Source organism: Nocardia sp. JCM 38205, assembly GCF_058222935.1.
On the sequence record NZ_JBYHFL010000005.1, the window covers coordinates 323772 to 349749 of the forward strand.

The 25978-nt window shown below is 69.4% G+C and carries 25 protein-coding genes; 16 read left to right on the forward strand and 9 right to left on the reverse strand.

Annotation, left to right across the window (positions count from 1 at the left end; all coding sequences use genetic code 11):
* Positions 1–5 precede the first annotated feature (5 nt).
* On the reverse strand, positions 6–206 hold the full coding sequence (locus AC4HOU_RS20375; RefSeq protein ID WP_014350101.1) for a cold-shock protein: 201 nt from the start codon (positions 204–206) through the stop codon (positions 6–8).
* A 101-nt stretch (positions 207–307) separates the two neighbouring features.
* Positions 308–2239, reverse strand: coding sequence for a Stk1 family PASTA domain-containing Ser/Thr kinase (gene pknB, locus AC4HOU_RS20380; RefSeq protein ID WP_490724946.1), 1932 nt, complete (start codon positions 2237–2239; stop codon positions 308–310).
* A 159-nt stretch (positions 2240–2398) separates the two neighbouring features.
* Between pknB and AC4HOU_RS20385 the strand changes: the two genes are divergently transcribed.
* Entirely contained in the window at positions 2399–2767 is a 369-nt protein-coding gene (locus AC4HOU_RS20385) for an Rv2175c family DNA-binding protein (RefSeq protein WP_163815633.1), read from the forward strand.
* A gap of 71 nt (positions 2768–2838) precedes the next feature.
* Here the strand turns inward: AC4HOU_RS20385 and AC4HOU_RS20390 are convergent, their stop codons facing one another.
* Positions 2839–4227 carry a class II 3-deoxy-7-phosphoheptulonate synthase gene (locus tag AC4HOU_RS20390; RefSeq protein WP_163815635.1) on the reverse strand — a complete coding sequence of 463 codons (1389 nt, stop codon included), beginning with the start codon at positions 4225–4227 and terminating at the stop codon, positions 2839–2841.
* A gap of 169 nt (positions 4228–4396) precedes the next feature.
* Between AC4HOU_RS20390 and AC4HOU_RS20395 the strand changes: the two genes are divergently transcribed.
* On the forward strand, positions 4397–4885 hold the full coding sequence (locus AC4HOU_RS20395; protein WP_490724947.1) for a polyadenylate-specific 3'-exoribonuclease AS: 489 nt from the start codon (positions 4397–4399) through the stop codon (positions 4883–4885).
* Between the two features lie 96 nt (positions 4886–4981).
* Here AC4HOU_RS20395 and qcrB read toward each other — a convergent pair whose 3' ends face one another.
* The 4 genes from qcrB to ctaE are packed head-to-tail and all read right to left on the reverse strand — an operon-like array spanning position 4982 to position 9354.
* The gene (qcrB, locus tag AC4HOU_RS20400) at positions 4982–6625 is read right to left on the reverse strand and encodes a cytochrome bc1 complex cytochrome b subunit (protein ID WP_163815639.1); all 1644 of its coding nucleotides are present in this window, start codon (positions 6623–6625) and stop codon (positions 4982–4984) included.
* Complete coding sequence (qcrA, locus tag AC4HOU_RS20405) at positions 6622–7803, reverse strand: cytochrome bc1 complex Rieske iron-sulfur subunit (RefSeq protein ID WP_138458984.1); 1182 nt, start codon at positions 7801–7803, stop codon at positions 6622–6624. The genes qcrB and qcrA overlap by 4 nt, the downstream gene beginning before the upstream one ends.
* A gap of 20 nt (positions 7804–7823) precedes the next feature.
* The gene (gene qcrC, locus AC4HOU_RS20410; protein WP_163815641.1) at positions 7824–8687 is read right to left on the reverse strand and encodes a cytochrome bc1 complex diheme cytochrome c subunit; all 864 of its coding nucleotides are present in this window, start codon (positions 8685–8687) and stop codon (positions 7824–7826) included.
* A gap of 58 nt (positions 8688–8745) precedes the next feature.
* Positions 8746–9354, reverse strand: coding sequence for an aa3-type cytochrome oxidase subunit III (gene ctaE / locus AC4HOU_RS20415; protein ID WP_081505355.1), 609 nt, complete (start codon positions 9352–9354; stop codon positions 8746–8748).
* A 239-nt stretch (positions 9355–9593) separates the two neighbouring features.
* Here ctaE and trpD point away from each other — a divergent pair, with 239 nt between their 5' ends.
* Positions 9594–10655: an anthranilate phosphoribosyltransferase gene (gene trpD / locus AC4HOU_RS20420; RefSeq protein WP_195021086.1), complete on the forward strand. Its 1062-nt coding sequence runs from the start codon at positions 9594–9596 to the stop codon at positions 10653–10655.
* Between the two features lie 241 nt (positions 10656–10896).
* Positions 10897–11190 carry a hypothetical protein gene (locus AC4HOU_RS20425; RefSeq protein ID WP_163815645.1) on the forward strand — a complete coding sequence of 98 codons (294 nt, stop codon included), beginning with the start codon at positions 10897–10899 and terminating at the stop codon, positions 11188–11190.
* Position 11191: 1 nt separating this feature from the next.
* Here AC4HOU_RS20425 and AC4HOU_RS20430 read toward each other — a convergent pair whose 3' ends face one another.
* A complete protein-coding gene (locus AC4HOU_RS20430) occupies positions 11192–11467 on the reverse strand; it encodes an Lrp/AsnC family transcriptional regulator (protein ID WP_138446635.1) in 276 nt (91 codons plus the stop codon).
* 94 nt (positions 11468–11561) lie between these two features.
* On the reverse strand, positions 11562–13310 hold the full coding sequence (locus AC4HOU_RS20435) for a DEDD exonuclease domain-containing protein (protein ID WP_195021087.1): 1749 nt from the start codon (positions 13308–13310) through the stop codon (positions 11562–11564).
* A 594-nt stretch (positions 13311–13904) separates the two neighbouring features.
* On the opposite strand from AC4HOU_RS20435, the gene AC4HOU_RS20440 reads away from it, so the two are divergent.
* The 12 genes from AC4HOU_RS20440 to AC4HOU_RS20495 all read left to right on the forward strand — a co-directional run bounded on the left by AC4HOU_RS20440 (position 13905) and on the right by AC4HOU_RS20495 (position 25918).
* The gene (locus tag AC4HOU_RS20440; RefSeq protein ID WP_163815648.1) at positions 13905–14492 is read left to right on the forward strand and encodes a C40 family peptidase; all 588 of its coding nucleotides are present in this window, start codon (positions 13905–13907) and stop codon (positions 14490–14492) included.
* 183 nt (positions 14493–14675) lie between these two features.
* Positions 14676–15713 carry an NlpC/P60 family protein gene (locus AC4HOU_RS20445; protein ID WP_194991134.1) on the forward strand — a complete coding sequence of 346 codons (1038 nt, stop codon included), beginning with the start codon at positions 14676–14678 and terminating at the stop codon, positions 15711–15713.
* Between the two features lie 6 nt (positions 15714–15719).
* Complete coding sequence (locus AC4HOU_RS20450) at positions 15720–16727, forward strand: hypothetical protein (protein WP_195021088.1); 1008 nt, start codon at positions 15720–15722, stop codon at positions 16725–16727.
* 141 nt (positions 16728–16868) lie between these two features.
* Positions 16869–17996 (forward strand): glycosyltransferase family 4 protein, encoded by a 1128-nt coding sequence (locus AC4HOU_RS20455; RefSeq protein WP_194991132.1) that lies wholly within the window; start codon positions 16869–16871, stop codon positions 17994–17996.
* Between the two features lie 30 nt (positions 17997–18026).
* The gene (locus AC4HOU_RS20460) at positions 18027–18410 is read left to right on the forward strand and encodes a polyketide cyclase / dehydrase and lipid transport (RefSeq protein WP_163816735.1); all 384 of its coding nucleotides are present in this window, start codon (positions 18027–18029) and stop codon (positions 18408–18410) included.
* Positions 18411–18455: 45 nt separating this feature from the next.
* Positions 18456–18893, forward strand: a complete 438-nt coding sequence (locus AC4HOU_RS20465; protein WP_138446629.1) for an SRPBCC family protein — start codon at positions 18456–18458, stop codon at positions 18891–18893.
* Positions 18894–18940: 47 nt separating this feature from the next.
* Entirely contained in the window at positions 18941–20239 is a 1299-nt protein-coding gene (locus AC4HOU_RS20470; protein WP_195021512.1) for an ArsA family ATPase, read from the forward strand.
* Positions 20236–20799 carry a hypothetical protein gene (locus tag AC4HOU_RS20475; RefSeq protein ID WP_228816019.1) on the forward strand — a complete coding sequence of 188 codons (564 nt, stop codon included), beginning with the start codon at positions 20236–20238 and terminating at the stop codon, positions 20797–20799. Before AC4HOU_RS20470 ends, AC4HOU_RS20475 begins: the two co-directional genes overlap by 4 nt.
* Positions 20796–21806 carry an ROK family protein gene (locus tag AC4HOU_RS20480; protein ID WP_194991131.1) on the forward strand — a complete coding sequence of 337 codons (1011 nt, stop codon included), beginning with the start codon at positions 20796–20798 and terminating at the stop codon, positions 21804–21806. The genes AC4HOU_RS20475 and AC4HOU_RS20480 overlap by 4 nt, the downstream gene beginning before the upstream one ends.
* A gap of 240 nt (positions 21807–22046) precedes the next feature.
* Complete coding sequence (locus AC4HOU_RS20485; protein ID WP_163816794.1) at positions 22047–22772, forward strand: lysophospholipid acyltransferase family protein; 726 nt, start codon at positions 22047–22049, stop codon at positions 22770–22772.
* Between the two features lie 252 nt (positions 22773–23024).
* On the forward strand, positions 23025–24587 hold the full coding sequence (locus AC4HOU_RS20490; RefSeq protein WP_195021089.1) for an alkaline phosphatase D family protein: 1563 nt from the start codon (positions 23025–23027) through the stop codon (positions 24585–24587).
* 53 nt (positions 24588–24640) lie between these two features.
* Entirely contained in the window at positions 24641–25918 is a 1278-nt protein-coding gene (locus AC4HOU_RS20495; RefSeq protein ID WP_194991129.1) for an FAD-binding oxidoreductase, read from the forward strand.
* Positions 25919–25978: the final 60 nt, after the last annotated feature.

Genomic DNA, 25978 nt, shown 5'->3' on the forward strand with positions numbered 1-25978 from the left:
CGGCTCTACACCGGCCGCACCGCGCGCGCTTCGGGCCCTCGGCGCGCCTCCTCCACGTCGAATTCGACTTCCTGACCGGCCTCCAGTGACCGGAAGCCCTCGCCGAGGATCACCGAGTACTCGACGAACACATCCGCGCCACCCGGACGGGCGATGAACCCGAACCCTTTCTCCCGGTCGAACCATCGCACGGTGCCACGCACCATCGGCCATTTCCTCCTCGAACACCGTCCCCGGCCCTACTCGGTACATCACAATGCGCCTGCACCGCGTTTCGGGCAAGGCCGGAGTGCGCGGATCGACGGACTCAGGGCAGGGCGACGATGGTGACGGTGGCTCCCGCCTGGACGTTGGCGTTCATCGCCGGAGTCTGGGAGACCACCACCGAGGAATCCAGTGGGGCCAGCTGGCGCACCTGCACCGACAGGCCGAGTCCTTCGAGCACATCACGGGCTTCGGCGACCGACTTGCCCAGCACCTCGGGCATCTTCACCGCATCGGAGACCAGCAGCACCACCGACGAGCCGGCCTCGACCGTCGTCCCGGCCCCGGGATCGGTGCCGACGACCTGTCCGGCGGCCACGCTGCGATCGAAGCGGGGCCGGTTCTCGCTCACCGTGATGCCCAGGTCGGTGAGCATCTGCTGGGCTTCCGCGGTGGTCTTGCCGCGCAGGTCCGGCAGCGTCACCGGCTGCGAACCCTTGCTGCTGTACACCTTCACGTGCGCGCCCATCGGCAGCACCGTGCCCGGCGCCGGGTCGACCTTGGCGAGCGTGCCCTCGGGAGCCGCACTCGGCGCCTCACCGGCGTCCACCGGCTGCAGGCCCTGATCGCGGATCAGCTGGTTCACCTCGGAGATGTCCGCACCGGGCGCCACGTCCGGCACCTGCGGCTTACCGCTGGAGATCAGCACCGCGACGGTGGAGCCCTTCGTGACGCGGGAACCGGCCGAGGGATCGCTGCCGACCACGCCCCCCACCGGAATGGTGTCGGAGGCCTTCTGCCGCGTCGTGGTCTCGAATCCGGCGCTGCTGAGCACCGCCGTGGCCTTCTCCACGTCCATCCCGGCGATGCTGGGCACCGCCTCGAACCGGCCCACCCCGAGCCACCATCCGCCGACACCGACCAGCAGGGTCAGCACCGCCACAATGGCGATCCAGACCGCTGCGGTGCGGCGGGAATTGCCGCGATCGCCGGCGAAGGCCGGTGCCGGCCCCGGATGTGGGCGCACATGCTGCGGCGGCGGGGGCGCGGCGGCGAACTCGGTGCGCGGCCGCTGCGCCGTGACCACCCTGGTGTGCTGGGGCTGTGCCACCGGATGCGGGCGCGGCTCGGGCGGACGCGGACCGTCCGCACCGGGCACGGCCCGGTAGGACGAGCTCAGATGTTCGGCCGATTCCTGCGGCGCGGGCACCCGATAGGCGGGCAGTTCCAGCGACGCGCTGATCGCGCGCAGTTCGGCGACCATCTCGTTGGCGTCGGCGAACCGATGCGCGGGTTCGCGGGCGGTGGCGCGGGCGATGAGCGCGTCGAACTCCGGCGGCACACCGGCGATGAACTGGCTCGGGCTCGGCACATCCTTCTCGATGCGCTGATAGGCCACCGACAGGGAGGTGTCGCCGGTGAACGGCACCCGCCCGGTGAGCAGTTCGAAGATCAGGATGCCGAAGGAATACACATCGCTGCGCGCGTCGGCGGTGCCGGAGGTGACCTGCTCCGGCGACAGATACGCGGCGGTGCCGAGGATGACGCTGGCGGAGGTGGTGTTGGCCGCGGCCACCGCGCGTACCAGGCCGAAGTCGGCGATCTTCACCTCGCCGGAATCGGAGATCAGCACGTTCTCCGGCTTGATATCGCGATGCACCAGCCCCGCCGCATGCGCCACCCCGATGGCCGCGAGCACCGGCTCGGCCACCGCGCGCACCGCGTGCGGCGGCATCGGACCGCGTTCGCGCAGCAGCTCACGCAGCGTGCCGCCCTCGACCAGCTCCATGATCAGGAACGGATGATCGCCGTCGACGCCCTGGTCGTACACTGCGACCAGCGACGGATGTTTCAGCTTGGCGACGGCACGGGCCTCGAATTCGAAACGGGACAGGAACTGCGGATCACCGGCGAATTTGGGATCCATCACCTTGATCGCGACCGGGCGATCCAGACGGGTGTCCTCGCCGCGGAACACCATGGACATCCCACCCCGAGCGATCGGCGCATCGATGCGGTAACGCCCTTCCAGCATGTGGCCGATCAATTGATGTCCTCCGGCTTTCACAAACCCTCTCCACCCCTCGCTGCGCGCGACAAGAGCAGCCGCGCCCTGCGGCCCCCACGATGGTATCCACCGAACGTCCCCGGGTGTCTCACGACGTGGTCGGCGCCAACGTCTACCGTTATCCGGGTGAGCGCATTTCCCTGCAGTGACGATGTTCTGCCCGCCTCGGTGACCCTGTTGTCACTTCCCGAAGTGGCAGAACGGCTCGGCATCGTGGTGACCAGGGTGCATCAGATGCTGCGCGACCATCAACTCCTGGCCGTCCGCCGGGACGGCGTGGCCGGCGTGCCGGAGATCTTCTTCGACGAGGATGGCAACGTCATCCGGTTCCTGCCCGGCCTGATCACCGTCATGCGTGATGCCAAATACACCGATGAGGAGATCCTGGAATGGATCTTCACCGACGACGATTCACTGCCGGGTAAACCGGTCGAGGCGCTGCACGGCCCGCTGGCCCGCGAGGTGCTGCGCCGCGCCGCCGCCGAACCCTTCTGATCGACCCCGATAGATCCCGCGCTCACCCGGTCGACGCTCGCGTCGGCCGGGTGAGCGAACTGTCGGTCAGCTCAGCGCAGCATCTCCGCGACCAGGAACGCCAGCTCCAGCGACTGCTGGGTGTTCAGGCGCGGATCGCAAGCGGTTTCGTAGCGGCCGGACAGATCCAGATCGGAGATGTCCTGGGCACCGCCGAGGCATTCGGTGACGTCCTCACCGGTCAGCTCGATGTGCAGGCCGCCGGGGTGGGTGCCGAGGGCATGATGCACCTCGAAGAAGCCCTGCACCTCGTCGACCACCCGGTCGAAGTGGCGGGTCTTGAACCCGGTGGACGATTCGTGGGTGTTGCCGTGCATCGGATCGCACTGCCAGATCACCTGGTGCCCGGTGGCCTGCACCTTCTCGATGATCGGCGGCAGCACCTCGCGGACCTTGCCGTTGCCCATGCGCGAGACGATCGTCAGCCGGCCGGGCTCGTTGTTCGGATCCAGGCGCTCCACGTACTCCACGGCCTGATCCGGGGTGGTGGTCGGGCCGATCTTGAGGCCGATCGGGTTGGCCAGCAACTCCGCGAACGCGATGTGCGCGCCCTCGAGCTGACGGGTGCGCTCACCGATCCACAGGAAGTGCGCCGACAGGTCGTAGAGCACCGGCTCACCGGTGGCCGGGGACTCCCCCAGCCGCAGCATGGCCCGCTCGTAGTCGAGCACCAGCGCCTCGTGGCTGGCGTAGATGCGCGCCGATTGCAGGCTCGGATCGTTGACCCGGCAGGCGGTCATGAACCGCAGGCCGCGGTCGATCTCCTCGGCCAGCGCCTCGTAGCGGGCACCGGCCGGGGACTGGGCGACGAAATCGCGGTTCCAGTCGTGCACGCGGTGCAGATCGGCCATGCCCGCCCCGGTGAGCGCGCGCACCAGGTTCATCGCCGCGCTGGCGTTGGCGTAGGCGCGCACCAGCCGTGACGGGTCGTGTTCGCGCAGCGCGGCGTCCGGGGCAAGCGAGTTGATCATGTCGCCCCGGTAGGACTTCAAGCCCAGCGCGTCGGTGTCGGAGGAGCGTGGCTTCGCGTACTGGCCCGCGATCCGCGCCACCTTCACCACCGGCAGGCTGGCGCCGTAGGTGAGCACCACCGCCATCTGCAGCAGGGTGCGGATATTGCCGCGAATATGGGGCTCGGTGTTGTCGGCGAAGGTCTCCGCGCAGTCACCGCCCTGGAGCAGGAAGGCCTCACCGCGCGCCACCTCGGCGAGCCGCTCGCGCAGCTCTTCCACCTCGGCGGGCACACAGACCGGCGGGACGCTCTCCAGCACGGTCCGCATCATCGCCGCCTGCCCGGGATCCCAGGACGGCTGCTGCAGCGCGGGACGGGCCAGCGCGTCGTCCAGCCGTTGGCGCAGCTGCGTGGGCAGCGGCGGCAGCTCGGGCAAACGATCGATGGGTACGTCGACGGTCCAGTTCACCCACTCAGAATACGGACCCGCGCGCGGCGGCGAGCATCCGCGCGGCCAACTCCAGGTGCGGCGACCGCTCCGCGAGCCGTCGCGGCGGCGTTCGGGCGGACCGTCGTGCGGCGGGTATACCACCAGGCCGTACCCTCGAGCGGACAAGTTTCGGGAGGAGACCGGCTTTGTGAAGTACTTCTATGACGCGGAGTTCATCGAGGACGGGAAGGTGATCGACCTCGTCTCGATCGCGGTGGTCTGCGAGGACGGCCGCGAATACTACGCCGTATCCACCGAATTCGATCCCGAGCGGGCCGGGCCATGGGTGCGCAAGAACGTGCTGCCCAAGCTGCCCTCGCCGGCGTCGCGGCTGTGGCGCAGCCGCAGGCAGATCCGCGACGAGCTGTACAAGTTCTTGGTGCCGCGCCCCACGGTGCAGCCGGAGCTGTGGGCGTGGGTGGGCGCCTACGACCATGTGGTGCTGTGCCAGCTGTGGGGGTCGATGGTGGATCTGCCGCCCGCGCTGCCCCGCTACACCAATGAGCTGCGCCAGCATTGGGACGCGCACGGGCGCCCGGATCTGCCGCCGATCCCGGCCGACGCCCACGACGCGCTCGCCGACGCCCGGCACAACCTGGCCAAGTACGAGGCCATCGAGGCCGCGCGGCGCCGCTGAGGCCGTGCCGGTTCTGGCCGGTCCCCACGATCGGCCGCCCAACGAACAGCAGGCCCCGAGTCGAATCCGACTCGGGGCCTGCTGCGGTGTCAGCGGTCAGTGGCTGTGCTTGCCACCATTGCCGTTGGCGTTCTCCTGTGCCTTCTTCAGCACGGCGAGCTGCTTGTGCTCCTCCTCCAGCTCGGTGGCGAAGTGCTGCTCGCTCTCCTGCCACGGATCCGGGAAAAGGAAGCTGCCGGTACCGGGCTGGCCGGCCGAACCCAGCTGGTTCATCTTCTTGGGCACCGGGGCGCCCTGGTATTCCAGCGGGATCGGGTGGCCGTGCTCGTCCACCGGGCCCAGCGGCTGGTGCACCTCGATGTACTCACCATGCGGCAGCCGCTTGATCACACCGGTCTCGATGCCGTGCTCGAGCACCGCCCGGTCGCTGCGCTGCAGACCGATGCAGAACCGGTAGGTCAGGAAGTAGGCGATCGGCGGACCGAGCAGCAGGCCGATACGACCGACCCAGGTGGTGGCGTTCAGCGAGATGTCGAACTTCAACGAGATGATGTCGTTGACGCAGGCCAGGGTCAGGATCAGGTAGAACGTGATCGCCATGGCACCGATCGCGGTACGCACCGGCACATCGCGCGGACGCTGCAACAGGTTGTGGTTGGCGGTGTCCTTGGTGAGCCGCTTCTCGATCCACGGGTAGGCGATCAGCAGGGTGAACACCAAGCCCATCACCAGCGCGACCCAGAACACCGCCGGAACGGTGTAACGGCCCAGGTACAACTCCCACGGTGGCATCAGACGCGCCATACCGTCGGTCCACATCATGTAGAAGTCGGGCTGGGAGCCGGCCGAGACCTGCGAGGGGTTGTACGGGCCGAGGTTCCAGATCGGGTTGATCTGGAGCACGCCGCCCATGATGCCGACGAAGCCGAGGGTGAAGGCGAAGAACGCGCCCTGGTCCGCGGCGAACACCGGCACGATGCGGGCGCCGACGACGTTGTTCTCGGTGCGGCCCGGTCCGGGGAACTGGGTGTGCTTCTGATACCAGACGATGGCCACGTGTGCGGCGATCAGCGCGAGCATGATGCCGGGGAACAGGAGCACGTGCGCGATGTAGAGGCGCGGGATGATGATCTCGCCGGGGAAGTCGCCGCCGAACATCAGCCAGTGCAGCCAGGTACCCACCACCGGCACACCGATGGTGATACCGGAGAACGCGGCGCGCAGACCGGTGCCGGAGAGCAGGTCGTCGGGCAGCGAGTAGCCGAAGAAGCCTTCGAACATCGCCATGATCAGCAGCAGCGAACCGATCACCCAGTTCGCCTCACGCGGCTTGCGGAACGCGCCGGTGAAGAAGATGCGCAGCAGGTGCACGATGATCGAGGCCGCGAACAGCAGCGCCGCCCAGTGATGCACCTGGCGCACGAACAGGCCACCGCGCACCTCGAAGGAGATGTTCAGCGCCGTCTCGTACGCCCGCGACATGCCCACACCACGCAGCGGCTGGTAGGCACCGTCGTAGACGACGTGGCTCATCGACGGATCGAAGTACAGCGTCAGGTACACACCCGACAGCAGCAGGATGATGAACGCGTAGAGGGCGATCTCACCCAGCAGGAACGACCAGTGGGTCGGGAAGACCTTGTTGATCGACCGGCGCATGAACGCGGCGGCGCGGTAGCGCTCGTCCACGGCGTCGGCGTGGGCACCGACCTTCCGGCCGATTGCTGTTGGAGAACTCATGAACGACGCTCCCAGAAGGCCGGGCCGAGCGGCTCGATGAAGTCGCCGTTGGCGACCAGGAAGCCCTCGGAGTTGACGGTGATCGGCAGCTGCGGCAGCGCACGGGCGGCCGGACCGAAGACCGGCTTACCCCATTCGGTCGCCGAGAACTGCGACTGGTGGCAGGGGCACAGAATCCGGTTGGTCTGCTGCTCGTAGAGCGAGGTCGGGCAACCGAGGTGGGTGCAGATCTTCGAGTAGGCGAAATAGTCGCCGAAGTTGAAGCTCTCCTGGCCCTTACGCTTGATCGCCTTCTGCGCGTCCTCGGTGCGCAGCCGGATCAGCATGACGGCGTTGCGGATACCGCGCAGCGACTGCAGGGTCGCGTGCTCGTCACCGCGCCAGACTTCCTTCCACGGGAACACCGTCTCCATGCCGCCCGCGTCCAGATCCTCCGGACGCACCAGCACGATGTCCTCCGGACGGCCGGTGTCGCGGCGCAGGTAGATGGTCTGGCCCTCCCAGTCCGGGGTCCAGCCCGACACCCACAGCGGCGACTTGTCGCCCTTGGCCCACGGGTTCTTGATCATGCCGCCGACGAACAGCGCGGCCGAACCCAGACCGACGATGCCGAGGCCGGCGCCCGCGGTGCGGGTGATCATCTTGCGGCGACCCAGCGTGGAGGTGTCGAGCGCGTCCTGCAGCTCGGCCACCAGGGTGCGGCGGTCGACCTCGCTGGAGCGGCCGTCGTGGCGCTCCTGGATGGACAGCTCGGCCGGGATGAACTTCTTGCGGATCAGCACGACCGCGATGCCGATCGCGAGGATCGAGACACCGAAGGTGATGCCGTACAGCGGGGTGGCCAGCGAGTACAGGCCGTGCCCGTCGGACTCCTTGCCCTTGTACTCCCACGGCCAGAACAGGAACACACCGACCAGTGCGGCGGCGGCCAGACCGGAGATGGCGAACCACAGCGCCACCTGACGCTCGGCGCGCTTCTCGGCGCGGGTACCCGGAACCGGGAACCGCTCGCGCCGGTAGGCGACGTCGACGCCGTCCATCTCGGTGCCGAGCTTGACCAGCTCGTCGCGCGACATCGCGTCCAGCTCGGCCTCGGTGGGCTCCGCGGCGGCGTGGCCGGTGGGCTTCACCGTCTCTTTCGACGGCTCGGCACTGGATCCCTCATCCGGGCGCCCCATGTCGTCTCGCTCCTTATCTGTCATGACCTCGATCCGATCCACATCGCGGCGCCGACGGTCAGCACGATGCCGACCACCCAGATGGCCAGGCCCTCGGTCGCGGGGCCGAAGCCGCCGAGGCCGTAACCGCCGGGAGACTTGGCCTCCATCGAGTCCTTGACGTAGGCGATGATGTCGCGCTTCTCCTCCGGGCTCAGCTGCCGGTCGGAGAATTTCGGCATGTTCTGCGGGCCGGTGAGCATCGCGGCGTAGATCTGCTGCTCGGAGGCGGGCTCGAGCGGCGGCGCGAACTTACCCGACGACAGCGCGCCACCACGACCGGTGAAGTTGTGGCAGGAGGCGCAGTTCATCCGGAACAGCTCGCTACCGCGGGCGATGTCGTCACCGCGCAGCGACTCCTGGGCGATGGTGCCGTCGGCGTTGCGGACCACGGTCGGGCCGCCGCCGTTGGCCGCCACGTAGGCGCCGATGGCATCGGTCTGGTGGGCGTCGAACTTGACGGGCTTGCGCTCGGCCTGGGCCTCGTTGCGGGTCATCGGCATACGACCGGAGGACACCTGGAAGTACACCGCGGCCTCGCCGACACCGATCAGGCTGGGACCACGGTCCTGCACACCCTGCAGGTTCGCGCCGTGGCAGGTGATGCAGGAGGTCTCGTACAGCTGCTGACCCTCGCGGATCAGCGCCGAGGTGTCCTCGTTGGCGGTCGCGATCTGCGGGTCGGGGGTGAGGGCCGAGGCGAGAAAGCCGGCTCCGACGAGACCCACCAGAAGCGCGAGCCCGCCCGCGATGCGGCGGCGGACGCGGCGCTGCCTGCGCGTCTTGCTGGCCTGGCCGTGCCCGGGGCTGGCGGGCTCTGGCGCTGATGGGGGAGATGAACTCATCTGTGTCCCTTTGGAGTAGACGGAACCGACTGGTGCAAAAGCTTCCACTGAGCCCGGGTCAGCGGACGAAGTAGATCGTGGCGAACAGCCCGATCCAGACGATGTCGACGAAGTGCCAGTAGTAGGAGACGACGATCGCGGCGGTGGCCTGCGCCGGGGTGAACTTGCTCAGCTTGGTGCGCACCAACAGGAACACGAACGCGATCAGACCACCGATGACGTGCAGGCCGTGGAACCCGGTGGTGATGTAGAACACCGAGCCGTAGGAGCTGCTCGAGATCGAGGTGCCCTCGTGCACGAGGTGGTAGTACTCGTAGCCCTGGCCGAGCACGAAGAAGGTGCCCATGGCGAGGGTGAGGACGTACCAGCGGCGCAGGCCGAAGACGTCACCGCGCTCCGCGGCGAAGACACCCAGCTGGCAGGTGAACGACGACGCGATCAGCACGGCGGTGACCGGAACGGCGAGCTTCATGTTCAGCTCCGTCGGCTCCGGCGGCCACTCGGTGGACTGCGCACGCGCGACGAAGTACATCGCGAACAGGCCGGCGAAGAACATCAGCTCGCTGGACAGCCAGATGATGGTGCCGACACTGACCATGTTGGGCCGGTTCAGCGAATGCACACGCTGGGTAATGGCCGATCCTGGGGTGCCTACTGCGGTCGTCACGGGGGTAAGTATGACTCGTCGTAGTACGACAGCAGTACCCGGGTATGAAACTTGCCCGTGCGTGTCGGATTCGGTTGTGCCACTGCCTGCGGGAACGCCGGAAAATCGGGTCGCGAAGATCAAGTTCAGCGGGCCGGAACGGCTCGCGCGAACAGATATCGAGAGACCACCCGCGCCGGAGCCCATTAGGGTTGTCCCCTACGAGACTGCTGGGCGTACCAGTGTGATGGGAGATGTTGATGAGCGTGCGCAGCTGGCCCCAGGTGCTCGGCACCCTTGCCGACGGTGGCGACCTGACCGCGGACGACACCGAATGGGTGATCAACGAGATCTTCTCCGACAATGCGACGCAGGCGCAGATCGCCGCGTTCGGGGTGGCGATCAAGATCAAGGGGCCGACCGCGGAGGAACTGTCCGGCCTGGCCTCGGGCATGCTCGGGCACGCCAGGCTGGTCCATATCGACGGCGACGCGGTCGATATCGTCGGCACCGGCGGCGACCGTTCGGGCTCGGTGAACATCTCCACCATGTCCTCGATCGTGGTCGCGGCGGCGGGTGTGCCGGTGATCAAGCACGGCAACCGCGCGGCGACCTCCAAGAGCGGCGGCGCCGACGTGCTCGAAGCGCTCGGTGTGCGGCTGGCGCTCGGCCCGGAATCGGTGGCGCGCTGCGTACGCGAGGTGGGCATCGGGTTCTGCTTCGCACCCCTGTTCCATCCCGCGCTGCGTTTCGCCGGGCCCGCGCGCAAGGAGATCGGCATCCCGACCGTGTTCAACGTGCTCGGACCGCTCACCAACCCCGCCCAGCCGCGCGCGGGCCTGGTGGGCTGCGCGTTCGCCGATCTGCTGCCCAAGATCGCCGGGGTGTTCGCCGCGCGCGGCAGCAGTGCGCTGGTGGTGCGCGGCAACGACGGACTCGACGAGATCACCACCTCCGACACCACCGACGTCTGGGTGGTCTCTGGTGGCCGCATGCGCGAGGCCACCATCGATCCCACCCGACTCGGGTTCCCCCGGGTCGACCTCGATGCGTTGCGCGGCGGGGACGCGCAGGTCAATGCCGGGGTGGCGCGCGATGTGCTGGCGGGAACCGCGGGACCGGTGCGTGATGCGGTGCTGGTCAACTCCGCCGCCGCCGTCGTGGCCTACGACCTGTCCCAGGGCGCGGGCGATCCGGACGCCGATCTCGACGATCAGCTCGGCGCCGCCGTCGAACGCGCCGCCGAGGCCATCGACAGCGGGCGCGGCGCGGCGCTGCTGGAACGCTGGGCGAAACTCACCACCACCCTCGGCGACGCCTGATACCGCACCGCCGCCGGCCCCGCCCGGACCATGATCGGCGGGCCGGTGCGAAACGCCGTCTTGCCCGGACCGGCAAACCGTCGATCGGCGCTATACAGTTGCGCGGTCGTCCAGGCACATCGACGTGCCCTGATGCGACGACTCGGCGCATACCCATCCGGCGATCGCCGTCCCGCCCCGGCGGGGCAGCGTCATCGCCCGCGCCTCACTGACAACCGTCGATCGTGGTCTGGAGGTAGGCATGAATCACGGTGCGCCCGTGGTGTCCGGCACTCTGCTCGCCGCGTTGGTGGTGGTGCTGAGCGCGGGGCCCGCTGCCGCCGCGCGTGGTGGGCTCGTCGTCGACGGCACCGTGCACCACGATCCCGTCGGCTGTCTCGAGGTCAGCGGCGGCGCGCGCACCTTGAAGGTGGAAAACCACACCGACGTGCCGGTGACCGTGTACTACGGGCGCGGTTGCCGCGGCGATATCACCGCCACGCTCACCTCGCGCGAGATCCGCACCGTCGTCGGCACCTCGATCCAGGTCCCGTAGCTCACTCCCCCAGCGAGAATCCCGCCTCGACATCGGCGCGCGAATAGGACTTGAACGCGATATGCGTGGTGGTCCGCACGACACCCTCGGTCTTATCGATGCGGCCGGTCACCACCTCGGCGATCTGCTCGTGGTCGCGGACCCGGACCACCGCGATGAGGTCGACATCGCCCGCGCAGGAATAGACCTCGCTGACGCCCTCGATATCGGCGACCGCCTGCGCGGTTTCCGGGATGCGGGCGTTGGCGGCGTTGATCATGACGATGGCGGTAATCATGGACTCAGCCTAGGCGGTGCCGGACCTGCCGACCCTCCGTTGGCCGCGGCACGGACTCGGGGTGTCCAGCGGCCGCCACAGGTTCGCGGCGCGCTCAGCCCGACATGCGCTCGTAGGTGTCGGCGGCGGACTCCCCCGCCACCGCCGCCTCGGCCGCCGCCGCCCAGGCCAGCCTGCGCCCCGCGCCGTGCATCGGTTCCCGGTAGCCCTCACTGGTGCGCACGATCCGCACCCCCGGCCTGGCCAGCCAGCGCGCCACCAGGCCCACCTCCTCGGGCGAGCCACCGCGCAACGGCGACAGATCGCCGTCGCAGACCACGGTTTCCGCCGCCGCCACGATCCGCTCCACCACCGGCATCGGTGCCACTCCCCTGACTGCCGTGCCCGCGCCGGCCAGGCGTCCGTGGCGGATCACCGCGAACTCCCAGCCGCCCGCGCCATCGGGATGGGCGGCGACGAGTTCGGCGATCCGGGCGACGGCGGCCAGGCGCTGGGTGCGATACAGCGCGCGGATCACCGTCACCGTACGGTCGCGCAAACGCGCGGCGGCCTCGAAATGCTCGGCGCGGGAACAAGTTCGAATGCGTTCGAGCTTCGCGCGCAGAGCCGCGTCGTCGGTGCCCGCGAACAGCGCGCGCACCGCATCGGAAGCGGGCGCGTATTCCTTACTATTACGGGTCATTCCGTCGGCCGCCGCCGGGCAGCCGCCGACCACCGCGGGCGGGCAGTCGTGAATCGCGGTGCGCGACAAACGAGTTGTGCAGGTGCGCAGGCCGCTGAATTCGGCGATGGTGGCGGCGACATCGGCGGCGTCGGCCCTGGCGCCGAACGGGCCGAGTGCGTCGACGGTGGGATTGCGCACGATGGCGAAGCGCGGAAACGGCTCCTCGGTGAGCGTGATCCACCAACCGCGTTTGGGGAATTTCGAGCGTCGGTTGTACGGCGGGGCATGCGCGACCAGCAGCCGCAGCTCGCGCACCCCGGCCTCCAGCCCGTGCGCGCATTCGACGTGATCGACGCGGGTGGCCAGCGCGACCATCTCCTTGATCCGGCCCCTGGTCTCCGAACCGGTGAAGTAGCTGCGGACGCGGCGGCGCAGATTCACCGCCGTCCCTATATAGAGGACTTCATCGGACGGCCCCCGGAACAGATACACGCCGGGCCGCGCGGGTAGATCGGCGGCAAGCCCGCGTTTGGCGCGCTGGCCCGAGCTCACATCGGGCAGGTAGTCGATCAGCTCGGTGAGGCTGTGCACGCCCTGATTGCCCACCCGCGCCATCAGCGCGTGCAGCACGTCGACGGTGGCGCGGGCGTCGGCGAGGGCGCGGTGGGTCGGCTCGGTGCTCGCCCCGAGCACCCGCGCCAGCACGCTCAATCGCACCGACGGTGCCTCGTCCCTGGCGAGCACCCGCCGCGCCAGGCGCACGGTGCACACCACCTGCGCCGCGGGCCACGGTGTGCCGCAGCGCGCCGCGGCCGCACGCAGGAACGCCATATCGAATCGGGCATTGTGCGCGACGAGCACCGCGCCCGCGGCGAACTCGAGGAACCCGGGCAGCACCGCCTCGATCGGCGGTGCTGCGCACACCATGGCGGTGGTGATGCCGGTGACGTGGACGACCGCGGGCGGAATGGCGCGGCCGGGATCGACGAGGGTGGCGAATTCACCGAGCACCTCACCGCCGCGCACTTTGACCGCGCCGATCTCGGTGATGGCGTCGGTGTCCGGGCTGGTGCCGGTGGTCTCCAGGTCGACCACCACGAAGGTGGTGTCGTAGAGCGGGGTGTCGAGCTCGTCGAAGGCCAGTTGCGCGGCGCGGCGGCGTGGGACGGAGTCGGACACGGCGTGCAGCGTACGACCGGGGTCCGACAGGTTCGGCCCCGGTGCGGAGCGGGATTTTCCGTCTTCGCGCGCGCGTGAAGGCAGCGCGGAATTTCCGAATTACACGGACGAGCTTTTCGTTCTGGTACCCCCGAAACGATCTTCGATGCGCAAAAGCGGCGTAGCTCACAGCGAAAGCGCTGAGGTATCAATCTCCGGGCGTGTCGGATTCGCGCTATGCGACCAGGGGCCGGGCGGTCCCGCCCCACACCTCGAACACGCTGTCCGACGCCCCGCGACCACCCCGCTACCTCGCGCGGATAGCCCGTGAACTGCACGGAACGGCCCCCGCCTGGCGATCGGCCACTTTTACTGTTACTTCTAGTAACGCCTGGTCGGCCTTCGCGTTCCTGCGGAAATCAACGCGTCGTTATCGTTTCGTGATTGTTGTGACGCATATCGCAGGCTGCTCGCGCCGAATTGTTGACCGTCGCCGTTTCGCATGTTCGCGGCTTTACAAACCACCGTGATCGGTTCGTAACCTCATCGAGACCTCACGGAGTCCGACCCACCACCCCGGTGCGGCGTCGTGAGGCAGATTGGGAGTACCGCATCATGGCGTCCACCACCGTCAAACGACAGGCCAAGCGTGCCGTTGCGGCCGGAGCCGTCGGCGCTGCCACCATCGGCGCGTTCCTGCTTCCCGCCGCTCCCGCGGCGGCGGCACCGGTCACCGTCCCCGGTGTCGGCACCTTCGACGTGCCCGACAACATCGTGAACCAGATCCCCGGCGGCCTGCCCGCCGTGCCGGGCATCGAGATCCCCGCACCCGCGCCGCTGCCCTTCACCGCGCCGACCAAGACGCTCGGCCAGTCCGCGCTCGACGCCGCGATGAGCAAGATCGGCTCGCCGTACGTCTACGGCGCCGCAGGCCCGAACGCCTTCGACTGCTCCGGCCTCGTGCAGTGGTCCTACCGTCAGGCCGGCCGCGAGGTGCCCCGCACCAGCGGCGCCCAGCTCGCCTCGGGCACCCCGGTCTCGATGGACCAGCTCCAGCCCGGCGACGTGGTGTCGTTCTACGGCGGCGGCCACTCCGGCCTCTATGCCGGCGACGGCAACGTGGTGCACGCCTCCACCGCGGGCACCCCGGTGCAGGTCGCGCCGATCTCCTCCATGCCGGTCGCCGGCGCCGTCCGCTTCTGACCGCACGACCGGGGCCCGCATCGTCACGACGGTGCGGGCCCCGGCCGGTCCGGCGGCTGTGATCGGTTCGTGCTCTACTGGACACCGCAGGTCGCCGTTCCGTAACCTAATCGAGACCTTTCCGCGGCTTCACACGAGAACGGGGCACGGCAGGCAGTGGCAGCACATCACCGCAGTCGAGGGATGAAACGCCTGGCAGGGGCGGCGATCACGGCAGCGTTTCTCACCGTGGCGCTACCCGGCGGCGGTCCGGCGGGCGCCGATCCGGCCACCGCGCCCACCACTGCGAGCGCCGCCGTGCAGCGCATGATCGACCTGTCGCGCGAATCCGAGCAGCTCAATCAGCAGGCGCTCGGCGCGCAGGCCGATTTCGATGCCAAGCTCGCCGCGCAGCGCGATGCCGAAGCCGCGCTCGCCACGGCCACCGATGCCGTCACCGCCGCGCGTGACGAGGTCCGCAAATATCAGCCGGTGATCGACCGCACCGCCATCGCGGCCTATCAGGGCGCGCGCACCAATCGCCTGTTCTCGGTCCTGGTCAGCGATTCGCCGCAGCAGCTTCTCGATCAGATGTCCACCCTCGATGTGGTGGCCACCCAGACCTCGACCCAGCTGCAGCACTACAAGAAGGCCACCGACGCGGCCACCGCGGCCGAATCGGCCGCGCGCACCGCCGCCGACAATGCCCGTACCGCCGCCGAGAAGGCCGACGCCGTGCGCGGCGATCTCGAACGCAAACGCGCCGACCTCCAGGGCGCGATCACCCAGGTCATCGAGGCCTGGGGCAGGCTGTCGGCGCAGGACAAATCGGCGCTGGCCGGATCGCCGTTCCCACCCGGCTTCGATCGCGATTCGCTGCTGCGCGGACTGGTGCCGGGCAGCGGCACCAGCGCGCTGGCCGCCGGGCTCACCCGGGTGGGCGATCCCTATGTCTGGGGCGCCACCGGCCCGGACCAGTTCGACTGCTCCGGTCTGGTGCAGTGGGCGTTCAAACAGGTCGGCAAGGATGTGCCGCGCACCAGTTCGGCGCAGGCCTCCTTCGGCACGCCGGTCGCCAAGGACGATCTACGTCCGGGTGACGTCGTCTTCTTCTACCCCGACATCTCCCATGTGGGCATCTACGCGGGCAACGGACTGATGCTGCACGCCTCCACCTTCGGCGTTCCGGTCGCCGTCGCACCCATGGGTTCCACGCCCTATCACTCGGCTCGGCGATACTGAGCACCGATGAACGGTGTGCGGCGCGTCCGTGAATGGCTGTCGCAGCGACGGCGCTTCGAGTTCTGCCTCACCACCGTCATGGTGATGCTGCTGACCGGCACCTGCGCCGCGCTGCTGCTGCTCCCCGATTCGGTGGTGGCGCCGCTGCGCGCGGCCCGCGCGGGCACGACCACCGCCCCGGTCGCCGGCCAGCACCCCACCGGTGACGCGCGGCTGGCCGAAATCCAGCGCATCACCGAACCATTCGGACCACTGGTGAGCAGGCAGGTGCCCACTGGCGGCGCCCTGCCCGCGCTGGTCGTCGGCCATCCGCAGCACCAGCGCGAAGTCGACCTGCTCGCCGATGAGCTCACGGCCGCGAGCACCGCCGTCACCGACCTGTGGGGCCAGGACTGGTCCCGGTCGCCCGTGGTGGTCGTGTCCGCCACGCCCGCCGAATTCGCCGCCCTGGTCCGCGCCACCACCGATCTGCCCGTCGAGATCGCCGCCGCCACGGTCTCGGATCCGTTCGCGCCGGGTTCGCAACCTACCGGCCAGCGCGTCGTCTTCGGTCCAGACGCCGGGCGCCGCCTCGACCCCGACGGTCTGCGCACCCTGCTGCGCCACGAACTCACCCACGTCGCCACCAGGGCCGCGACGGTCGACGGCTCCCCACAGTGGCTGCTGGAGGGTTTCGCCGAGTACGCCGCCCACCGCGGCCTCGGCCACTCCTTCACCGATATCGCCCCCACCCTCGCCACCCGGCTGGCCACCGGCACCGTCCCCGCCGACCTCCCCACCGACCCCGAGTTCACCGGCCCCGACGCCGCCACCGCCTACGAACTGGCCTGGTCGGTCTGCGCCTACCTCGCCGACACTCACGACGACGCCCGCCTCGTCGCCCTCTATCGCCGCCTCGCCACCGGCCCGCATACCCCCGTCACCGAAGACGCGGCAATGCGCGAGATCCTCGGCGTCGGCCGCGCAGAACTGATCACCGCCTGGCAAACCTGGTTGCGTGCCCGCACGGCATGAGACACGCCCGCACCGCCGGGACCTGCACCGAGCACCGACGCCGGTCGCGGAGTCCGCCAGCGTCACCGGCTGCACAACGGCGACGCGTGGTCGCCCGCGCTGCTGGACGCAGCGCCGAACAAACACAGTAGGTTGTTGGGTATGGCTCGAACTCTGCTGGTTACCAATGATTTCCCGCCGCGTCCCGGGGGTATCCAGTCGTATCTGCAGGCATTGGCCGGGCAGCTGCCGCCGGATGATCTGGTGGTCTATGCGCCGCGGTGGCGGGGCGATAGTCATGTGAAGTTCGATGCCGAGCAGAAATTCCAGGTGGTGCGCCATCCGACCACGTTGATGCTGCCCACCCCGCTGGTGATGCGGCGCGCGGCGAAACTGTTGCGCAGCGAGAACTGTGACACCGTCTGGTTCGGGGCGGCGGCACCGCTGGCGTTGATGTCGCCGGTGCTGCGCAAGGCGGGTGCCGAACGCATTCTGGCCAGCACGCACGGGCATGAGGTCGGCTGGTCGATGCTGCCCGCGGCCAGGCAGGCGTTGCGGGTGATCGGTGAGCAGACCGATGTGGTCACCTACGTCAGCAAGTACACCCGGGCCAGGTTCTCGGCGGCGTTCGGCCCGAACGCGGCGCTGGAGTATCTGCCGCCGGGTGTCGATCCGGATGTGTTCCGTCCCGATCCGGCCGCGCGCGCCGAGTTGCGGCAGCGCTACGGGCTCGGTGATCGGCCGACGATCCTGTGCCTGTCGCGGCTGGTGCCACGCAAGGGCCAGGACGCGCTGATCGTGGCGATGCTCCAGATCCGGGAACGGGTGGACGGTGCGGTGCTCGTCATCGCGGGTGGTGGCCCGTACGAGGAGAAGCTGCGCGCGCTCGCCGAGGCGCTCGGCGTCGCCGATTCGGTCGTCTTCACCGGACGGGTGCGTTCGGACGAGCTGGCCGCCCACCACACCCTGGCCGATGTGTTCGCCATGCCCGCCCGCACCCGCGGCGCCGGCCTGGACGTGGAGGGCCTCGGCATCGTCTATCTCGAGGCTTCGGCCTCCGGTGTCCCCGTCGTGGCCGGACGTTCCGGCGGCGCACCGGAAACCGTCATCGAGGGCAAGACCGGCCGCGTGGTCGACGGCCGCAAGATCGACCAGATCGTCGATGCCCTCGTCGGGATCCTCGCCGATCCCGAGGCCGCGGCCCGCATGGGTGCGGCCGGCCGCCAATGGGTCGAACAGCAATGGCGCTGGGACACCCTCGGCGCACGCCTGCGCCAACTGCTGAGCTAGCGGTCCGCGGCGCGCTGTACGCTCAGGCGCGTGAGCAGTATCCAGGTCGCAGATCAGACGTTCGTCGCCGCCTCCGGCGCGGCGGTCGGTGAGTTGCTCTCGGCGCCGGGCAGATGGCGGCGCTGGTGGCCGGATCTGACGTTGGACGTGCGAGAAGACCGTGGCGACAAGGGAATCCGCTGGACCGTCGGCGGCGCGCTGACCGGCAGCATGGAGGTGTGGCTGGAACCTTCGCTGGACGGGGTGATCCTGCACTATTTCCTGCATGCCGAGCCGACGCGCCCGATCGAGCCGCGCAAACTGGCCGCGGCCAACCATGCGCGCCGGGTCGCGGGTAAGAAGATGTCGTTCGAGGTGAAGTCCCGGTTGGAGGCCGATCGCCCGGCCGGGGTCGCCCCGCAGCTCACGTCCTGACGTTTCACCGCCAGCATCGTCGCCGGAAAGGAACCGTTCACCGTCATGGCCGACCGGACCCAGAGATCGATCGTCATCGCGGCCCCGTCGCAGCAGGTGATGTCCGTCATCGCCGATCTGGCCTCCTACCCGGAGTGGGTATCAGCGGCGAAGTCGGTGGAGGTGCTCGAATCCGGTCCCGACGGTCGCGCCCGCACCGCGCGCTTCGTGCTCGACGCCGGCGTCGTCAAGGACACCTACGTGCTGTCCTACACCTGGCGGCCGGACGGTAAGGCCGTCACCTGGACCCTGCTCAGCGGTGACCTGCAGAAAGCCCAGGACGGCAGCTACGAATTGGTCGATCTGCCCGACGGCGGCACCGAGGTGATCTATCAGCTCACGGTGGACCTGAACATCCCGATGATCGGCATGTTCAAACGCAAAGCCGAGAAGGTGATCACCGATACCGCGTTGAAGGAGCTGAAGAAACGGGTCGAAGGCTGACCGGGCACGGCGCCGGCCGGGGCGGAGGCCACCGCACTCGCGTCGAGCTGTTCATCGGCAAGGGCGGCGTCGGCAAGACCACGCTGGCCTGTGCTACCGCGATGTCCTACGCGCGGGCGGGCGCGCGGGTGCTGGTCGCATCGCTGGATCAGGCCCATTCGCTCGGCGACGCCCTGGGTTTCCGTTTCCCGCACGATCCGGGCACCGTCGCGGGCATCACCACGGTGGTGCCCGGTCTCGAGGTGATCGAGATCGATTCGCTGGCTCTGCTCGAGGACCGGTTCCGTGAGATCACCCGGCTGTTGTCGGCCGATACCGGCCACGATCACGGCATCGATCTCGGTGCGCTGGATCCGGCCGAACTCACCGGATTGCCCGGCGTGCAGGAACTGCTGATGCTGGTGGAGATCACCGAGTACGCCGGCGAGGACGAGTGGGACGTCATCGTGGTGGACTGCCCGCCCTCGGCCGACATGCTCCGCATCGTCACCGCGCCCGACACCCTGCTCGGCTATCTGGACCGGGTGTGGCCGCCGCACGCGCGGGCCATGAGCAGTATCGGCACCGATCTGCGGCGGGTGGTGCTGGCGACGACCGTGCAGCGCATCGTCGCGGCGGTGACCGAGGTGCGTGATCTGCTGGCCGATCACGAGCGCACCGGCGCACGCCTGATCACCGTCGCCGAGCGGGTGGCGGTGGCCGAATCGGCGCGGGTGCGTTCGGCGGCGGCGCTGCTGGGCTTGCGACTGGATGCCGTGGTGGTGAACAAGGTGCTGCCCGCGGTGCCCGAACCGAGCGGCCCGGCCGAGGCCGCGCATCCCGCGGTGCACTGGTATCAGAACCGGCGCGCCGAGCAGCACGATGTGATCGCCGGGCTGCGCCGGGCGATGCCCGAGGTCCCGGTGCTGGTGGCCGCGCACACCGGGCCGGAACCGGTGGGTGTCGGTTCGCTGGCGGCGCTGTCGTACGCGGTGGATGCGGCCGCGCCGGCCGCCGTCCCCACCGGCGGCGCGGCGCGCGGCGAGGCCGCGGAACTCGACACGGGCCCGGTCCTGGGCAACAATCCGGCGGAGGGCGGCACACGTTCGGGCGAACCGATGGTTCGGTTGGAATCGGGGGCCGGGCTGCATTCGGTGTACGCGATGCGGATGCATCTGCCGGTCGCCGACCCGGCGACGTTGCGGCTGGGAAGAGTGGAGGACGATTTGATCGTGGGAGCGGACGGGGTCAGGCGCCGGGTGCGGCTGGCGCCGGTGTTGCGGCGGTGCACGGTCGCCGCCGCCGAACTCGACGGCGGATATCTCATCGTCCGCTTCCAGCCCGACCCGGAGGTGTGGCCGCTGTGACCGCCACCGCCGAACCCGACGGTCTCGCCGAATTCGCCGCCGAACTCAAACTGCTCGCCGAAGCCGTCCTGGAACGGGTCGAACCGGTACTGCGCCGGGCCGCGGCCGACGGCAAACCCGAATGGGACAACTGCAGCTGGTGCCCGGTGTGCGCGGCGGCGGCCCTGGTGCGCGGCGAACAGCACGATGTGCTCTCGGCCATCGCCGATCACGGCACCGCGATCGTCACGGTGTTGCGGGAGGCGCTGGCGGGTGTGCCGGTGGAGCCGGTGATGCCCGACGGCACGGAACCCGGTGTGCGGCATCGTCATCACACCGACGCCGTCCGCGACGACATCCGCAGCGGCGGAACGCCCGCGGGCAGTGCACCGAGCACACCCGCCGGCGCAGACGAGACCGGCGGCACCACCGGCCGTTCCGGCGCACCGCAGCCCGCGACCGGTCCGAGTTCTGCCGTATCCGGGTCCGACGCCGATCAGCGCGCGAGCGCCGCGGACGCGGGCGGGGGCAAGCGCACTCGATCCCGCTACGTCGGCATCCCAGTGACGATCAAGACATGACCGGACCGGCGGCGGGTTCGCACCCACTGACCGTCGGAATCGACGTCGGCGGCACCAATATTCGTGCCTCGGTGGTCGACAGCGAGGGTTCGGTGCTCGACACCGTGCAGGCCCCCACCCCGCATTCGGCGCGCGCGCTCGAGGAGGCGATCGACCGCGCGGTGCGGGAACTCGCCGGCCGCCATCGCATCGACGCGGTGGGCCTCGCGGTGGCCGGATTCGTCAACGGCGATCACACCACCGTCCGGTTCGCGCCGCATCTGCCCTGGCAGGACGCGCCCGTCGCGCAGCGGCTCACCGACCGGCTCGGCCTGCCGGTGCTGCTGGAACACGACGCCAATGCCGCCATGTGGGCCGAATACCGGTTCGGTGCGGCGGCGGGCGGACACAACGTGGTGCTTGTCGCGATCGGCACCGGCATCGGCGCCGCTCTGCTGATCGACGGCAAGCTCTATCGCGGGACGCACGGCATCGCGCCCGAACTCGGGCATCTGCAGGTGGTTCCGGCCGGCCGCGCCTGCGCGTGCGGCAAACGCGGCTGCTGGGAGCGCTACTGCAGCGGGACGGCGCTGGCCGATACCGCGATCGAATTGCTCGCCACCGATCCGGGCCCGTCGTTGCTGGCCAGAGAGGTGCTGCGGGATCCGGGTTCGCTCACCGGCCGTCGGGTCGCGGGCGCGGCCCAGGACGGTGATCCGCTCGCACTGCGCGCCATGACCGATTTCGCCCGCTGGCTCGGACTCGGTCTGGCCTTCGTCGCCGACATCTTCGACCCGGACCTGATCGTCATCGCGGGCGGGGTGAGCAGTTCGGCGCCGCTGTTCCTCGACGACGCCCGCGAGGAGTACGCCGCCGCGCTCACCGGCCGCGGGCACCGGCCACTCGCCCGTATCCGCACCACCCAGCTCGGGGAAGCCGCGGGCATGATCGGCGTCGCGGAGATGGCTCGCGCCGCCCTCGCCGCACCCGGCGGGGACATCTCCTCGGTCGCGCACATCAGCCGCTGAGCATTCGCCGAGCACCGCGGCGGGCACACCCGGAGCAAACCGCGTCGGTGGCTCCCCGCGCGCACCGCCGGACTCGGCCCGGTGTCACGGAAGGCCCGTCAGCACCCTGCACCAGGCCGCACCGCGCCGACGCGGTGTGGTGAGATTCGCCTCTGCGCTTGGATGTGATCTGCGTCCAGCGGTAAAGTCGGCAACCGAGAGGTGCCCGCCTACGATCCCGCTCCCGGGGGTAAGGACGTCATGTTCTACTGGCTGCTGAAGTACGTGCTGATCGGCCCGCTCATCCACATCTACAACCGGCCAACGGTAGAAGGCGTGGAGAACATTCCCGCCGACGGCGCAGCCATCCTCGCCGGTAACCACCTCTCCTTCGCGGACTGGTTGTTCGCGCCGCTGATGAGCCCGCGCCGGATCAACTACCTGGCCAAGGCCGAATACTTCAACACCCCCGGATTCAAGGGCAGGCTGCAGAAGTTCTTCTTCAGCGGCACCGGCCAGTACCCGATCGACCGCAGCGGGGCCAGCGCCGCCGAGGACGCTCTCAACGCCGCCCGCAAACTCATCGATCAGGGTCGGCTGGTCGGCCTCTACCCGGAAGGCACCCGCTCCCCGGACGGCCGCCTCTACAAGGGCAAGACCGGTATGGCGCGCCTGGCGCTGGAGACCGGTGTCCCTGTCATCCCGGTCGCGGTGATCGGCACCGACGAGGTGAGCCCGCCCGGACCGTTCCGCTGGCGCCGCCGCAAGGTCACCGTCAAGTTCGGTGCCCCCATCGATTTCTCCCGCTACGAAGGCATGGGCGGCAACCGCTTCGTCGAACGCGCCGTCACCGACGAGGTCATGTACGAACTCATGCGGCTGAGCGGCCAGGAGTACGTCGACGTCTACGCCGCCAGCCTGAAGAAGGGCGTCCCGTCCGGCTCGGCGCCCGAAGCCACCCGCATCCCCGAAACCGCCGCGAGCTGAGTCCAACCCGCTACCCCCTGGTGTCGTGCTAGCGCCGAAAAGGCCGACGTGCCCGGCCTTTTCGCCGAATGAGCTCGGTCACAGCCCAGCCGCAGGAACGGCATCGACGTCGTGCTCGAAGCCGATGAACGCGGCAACTTCCATGCGGCCGCCGGGCACCGGCTGAATACGCTCGCCTTGCGCGGAAGTCGTTGACCCAGCCGACGACGCGCGTTCACATTGCGTTGCCCCGGCTGCGTCATGGTCGACGCCATGGTTGTTCTCCGCCCTGGCAACGGATTCCCTCGGCGCGCACTGCTGCGCACCTCCGCGCTCGGCCTGGTCGCCGCACCGGCGCTGGCGGCCTGTTCGAACGACGCGGGGCCAGGGCTGGTCCGGCAGCGGCCGACGCTCACCCATGGCGTCGCCGTCGGTGATCCGCGCAGCGACGGCGCCCTGATCTGGGCACGGTCGGACCGCCCGGCGACGCTGATCGTGGAAACGGCCGCCACCGAATCGTTCACCGACGCCAGACGGTTCACCGGACCGCTGCTCACCCCCGACTCCGACGGCACCGGCCGCCTGCGCGTCTCCGGACTGCCCGCAGGCGAACTCGTGCACTACCGCGTCACCCTGGAAGGCGAGGACGGCGCCACCTCCGAACCACTCACCGGCGTCTTCCGCGCCGCCCCGCTCGCACCTGCCGATATCCGGCTGCACTGGTCCGGTGACGTCGCGGGCCAGGGCTACGGCATCAACCCCGATCTCGGCGGCATGCGGATCTTCTCGACCATGGCCGCCCGCGACCCACACCTGTTCCTGCATTCCGGCGACGTCGTCTACGCCGACGGCCCGTTGCAGGAAACCGTGGCCCTGCCCGACGGCCGGACCTGGAAGAACATCGTCACCGAGGCCAAGAGCGCGGTCGCGGAAACGCTCGATCAATTCCGCGGCCAGTACGCCTACAACCTCTCCGACGACAACGTCCGCCGCTTCAACTCCTCGGTCGCCCAACTGGTCCAATGGGACGATCACGAAACCACCAACAACTGGTCACCCGGCGGCACGGTCGCCGCCGACAAGGGTTACACCGAGCGCGATATGAACACCCTCGCCGCCCGCGCCTGGCAGGCCTTCCACGAGTGGAACCCGCTCGACCCGCACGAGGCCGCCGACGGCAGGCTCTACCGCTCGATCTCCTACGGCCCACTGCTGGACGTGTTCGTGCTCGATATGCGCACCTACAAAGACGCCAACGGCGCCAACACCGCTCCCGACGGCCGCATCTTCGGCCCGCAACAGACCCGCTGGCTCATCGACGGCCTGCGCGCCTCCACCGCCACCTGGAAGATCATCGCCAACGATCTGCCGCTCGGGGTCGTGGTGCCCGATGGCAAGACCGCGTTCGAAGGCCCGGCCAACGGTAAACCGGGCGCACCCGCCGGCCGCGAATCCGAGATCGCCCAGGTGCTCTCAGCGATCAAACGCGATCGGGTGACCGGCGTGGTGTGGCTGACCGCCGACGTCCACTACACCGCCGCCCACCACTACTCGCCAGACCGGGCGGCGTTCACCGATTTCGACGAGTTCTGGGAATTCGTCTCCGGCCCCCTCAACGCGGGCGCGTTCGGACCCAACACCCTCGACCCGACCTTCGGCCCGGAAGCGGTGTTCGTGCACGCCCCGCCGCAGCCCGACACCTCCCCGCTCGACGGCGCCTACCAGCATTTCGGCGAGGTGCTGATCGACGGCCGGTCAAGGGAACTGACGGTGAATTTGTGCGATGCGAGCGGATCGGTGCTGTTCAGTCGGCGGCTGCCGGCGCCGGGCCGATGAAGGGGGTGGATCGGGCGCGCACGAGGGGACGCGCTGTGGTTAGCTTGCGTGCCATGAGCACGCCGCACACTGTCGCCGCCGAAGAACATCTCCCTCGTGACACCGCGGATGTCGTTCGCACCGTGCGCGATTCGCGTCAGCGCGCCGAGCCGCTCACCGTTTGCGGTGGTGAGCTGGCCGATGACGGCGTGTCGGTGCCCGATCAGCGTGCCGTGGTGTCGATGCGCCGGATGAACTCGGTGCTCGATATCAACCTCGGCCGCGGCACGGTCCGGGTGCAGGCCGGTGCCCGCCTGTCCGAGATCGACCGGCGCCTGGGTGCGCACGGACTCGGCCTGCCGATCGTCGGCGACCACCGCGATATCACCGCGGGCGGATTCGCCTCGGTCGGCGGGGTGAGCACGGCCTCGCACAAGTACGGCATGTTCATCGATCAGATCGTCGACCTCGAGTACGTCGACCCGGACGGGCGCATCGGCACCTGCGGGCGCGACCATCACACCGAGCGTTTCCACCGCATCCTGGGCGCAGGCGGGCGCGCGGGCATCATCACCGCGCTGACCCTCGACACCGTCGAGGTCGACAAGGACCACAGCTGGCTCAGCACCACCGCACACCGCTTCCTGGATTTCGATTCCTTCGTCGAGTACGCCCACGGTCAGGTCGCGCGGCCCGGTGAGGCGGTGTTGCAGGTGGGCCGCTGGGTCGATACCGCGCCGCTGAAGGTGTCGCGGCCGGTGGGCACCGGGCACGTGCAGTTGGGCACCGTGCGGTTCGGGCAGTGGTCGAGCCTCTACCCCACCGCCCCCACTCGTTCGCTGCGCGCACGCCGCGAGGTGGGCACCAGGGCCCGCAAATCGCTCGGTGTGATCGCCTCGGCCGCCGGCGGGCGCGCGGGCATGCCGGTGCGCAACGCCGCCGCAGGCGCGGTCATGCTCACCCCGAAGGTGCTCACCCTGCGTGACGCCGAATACCTCGCCGACACCGTCATCAGCTCCTCCGAACGCGGCCCCGCCTACCGGGTCGGCGTGTTCGCCCCGCTGTCGAGCTACACCTCGGTCTTCTACCGCCTGCACGACCTGTTCGCCGGCCACCGCGAACGCACCGGCTGCTTCACCGTCATCTCCGCCATGACCTACGGCGTGCGCTCGGCGTTCCTGCGCGCCGAATCGGCCGCCCGCGGCCTGTCGCCCGAAGACCACGGCCTCATCACCTTCACCTGCCGGCTGCGCCCCGCGTCCCTGCCCTCCGAACAACTCCGCGACATCGTCACCACCATCGACGAAATCTGCCGCTCCGAACACGCGTTGCGCTACGAATCGGCGGAGTAGCCCGGACGACCTCGCGGCGACAGCCGAGACGGTCCCGCCCCGGATATGCCTATCGTGGCG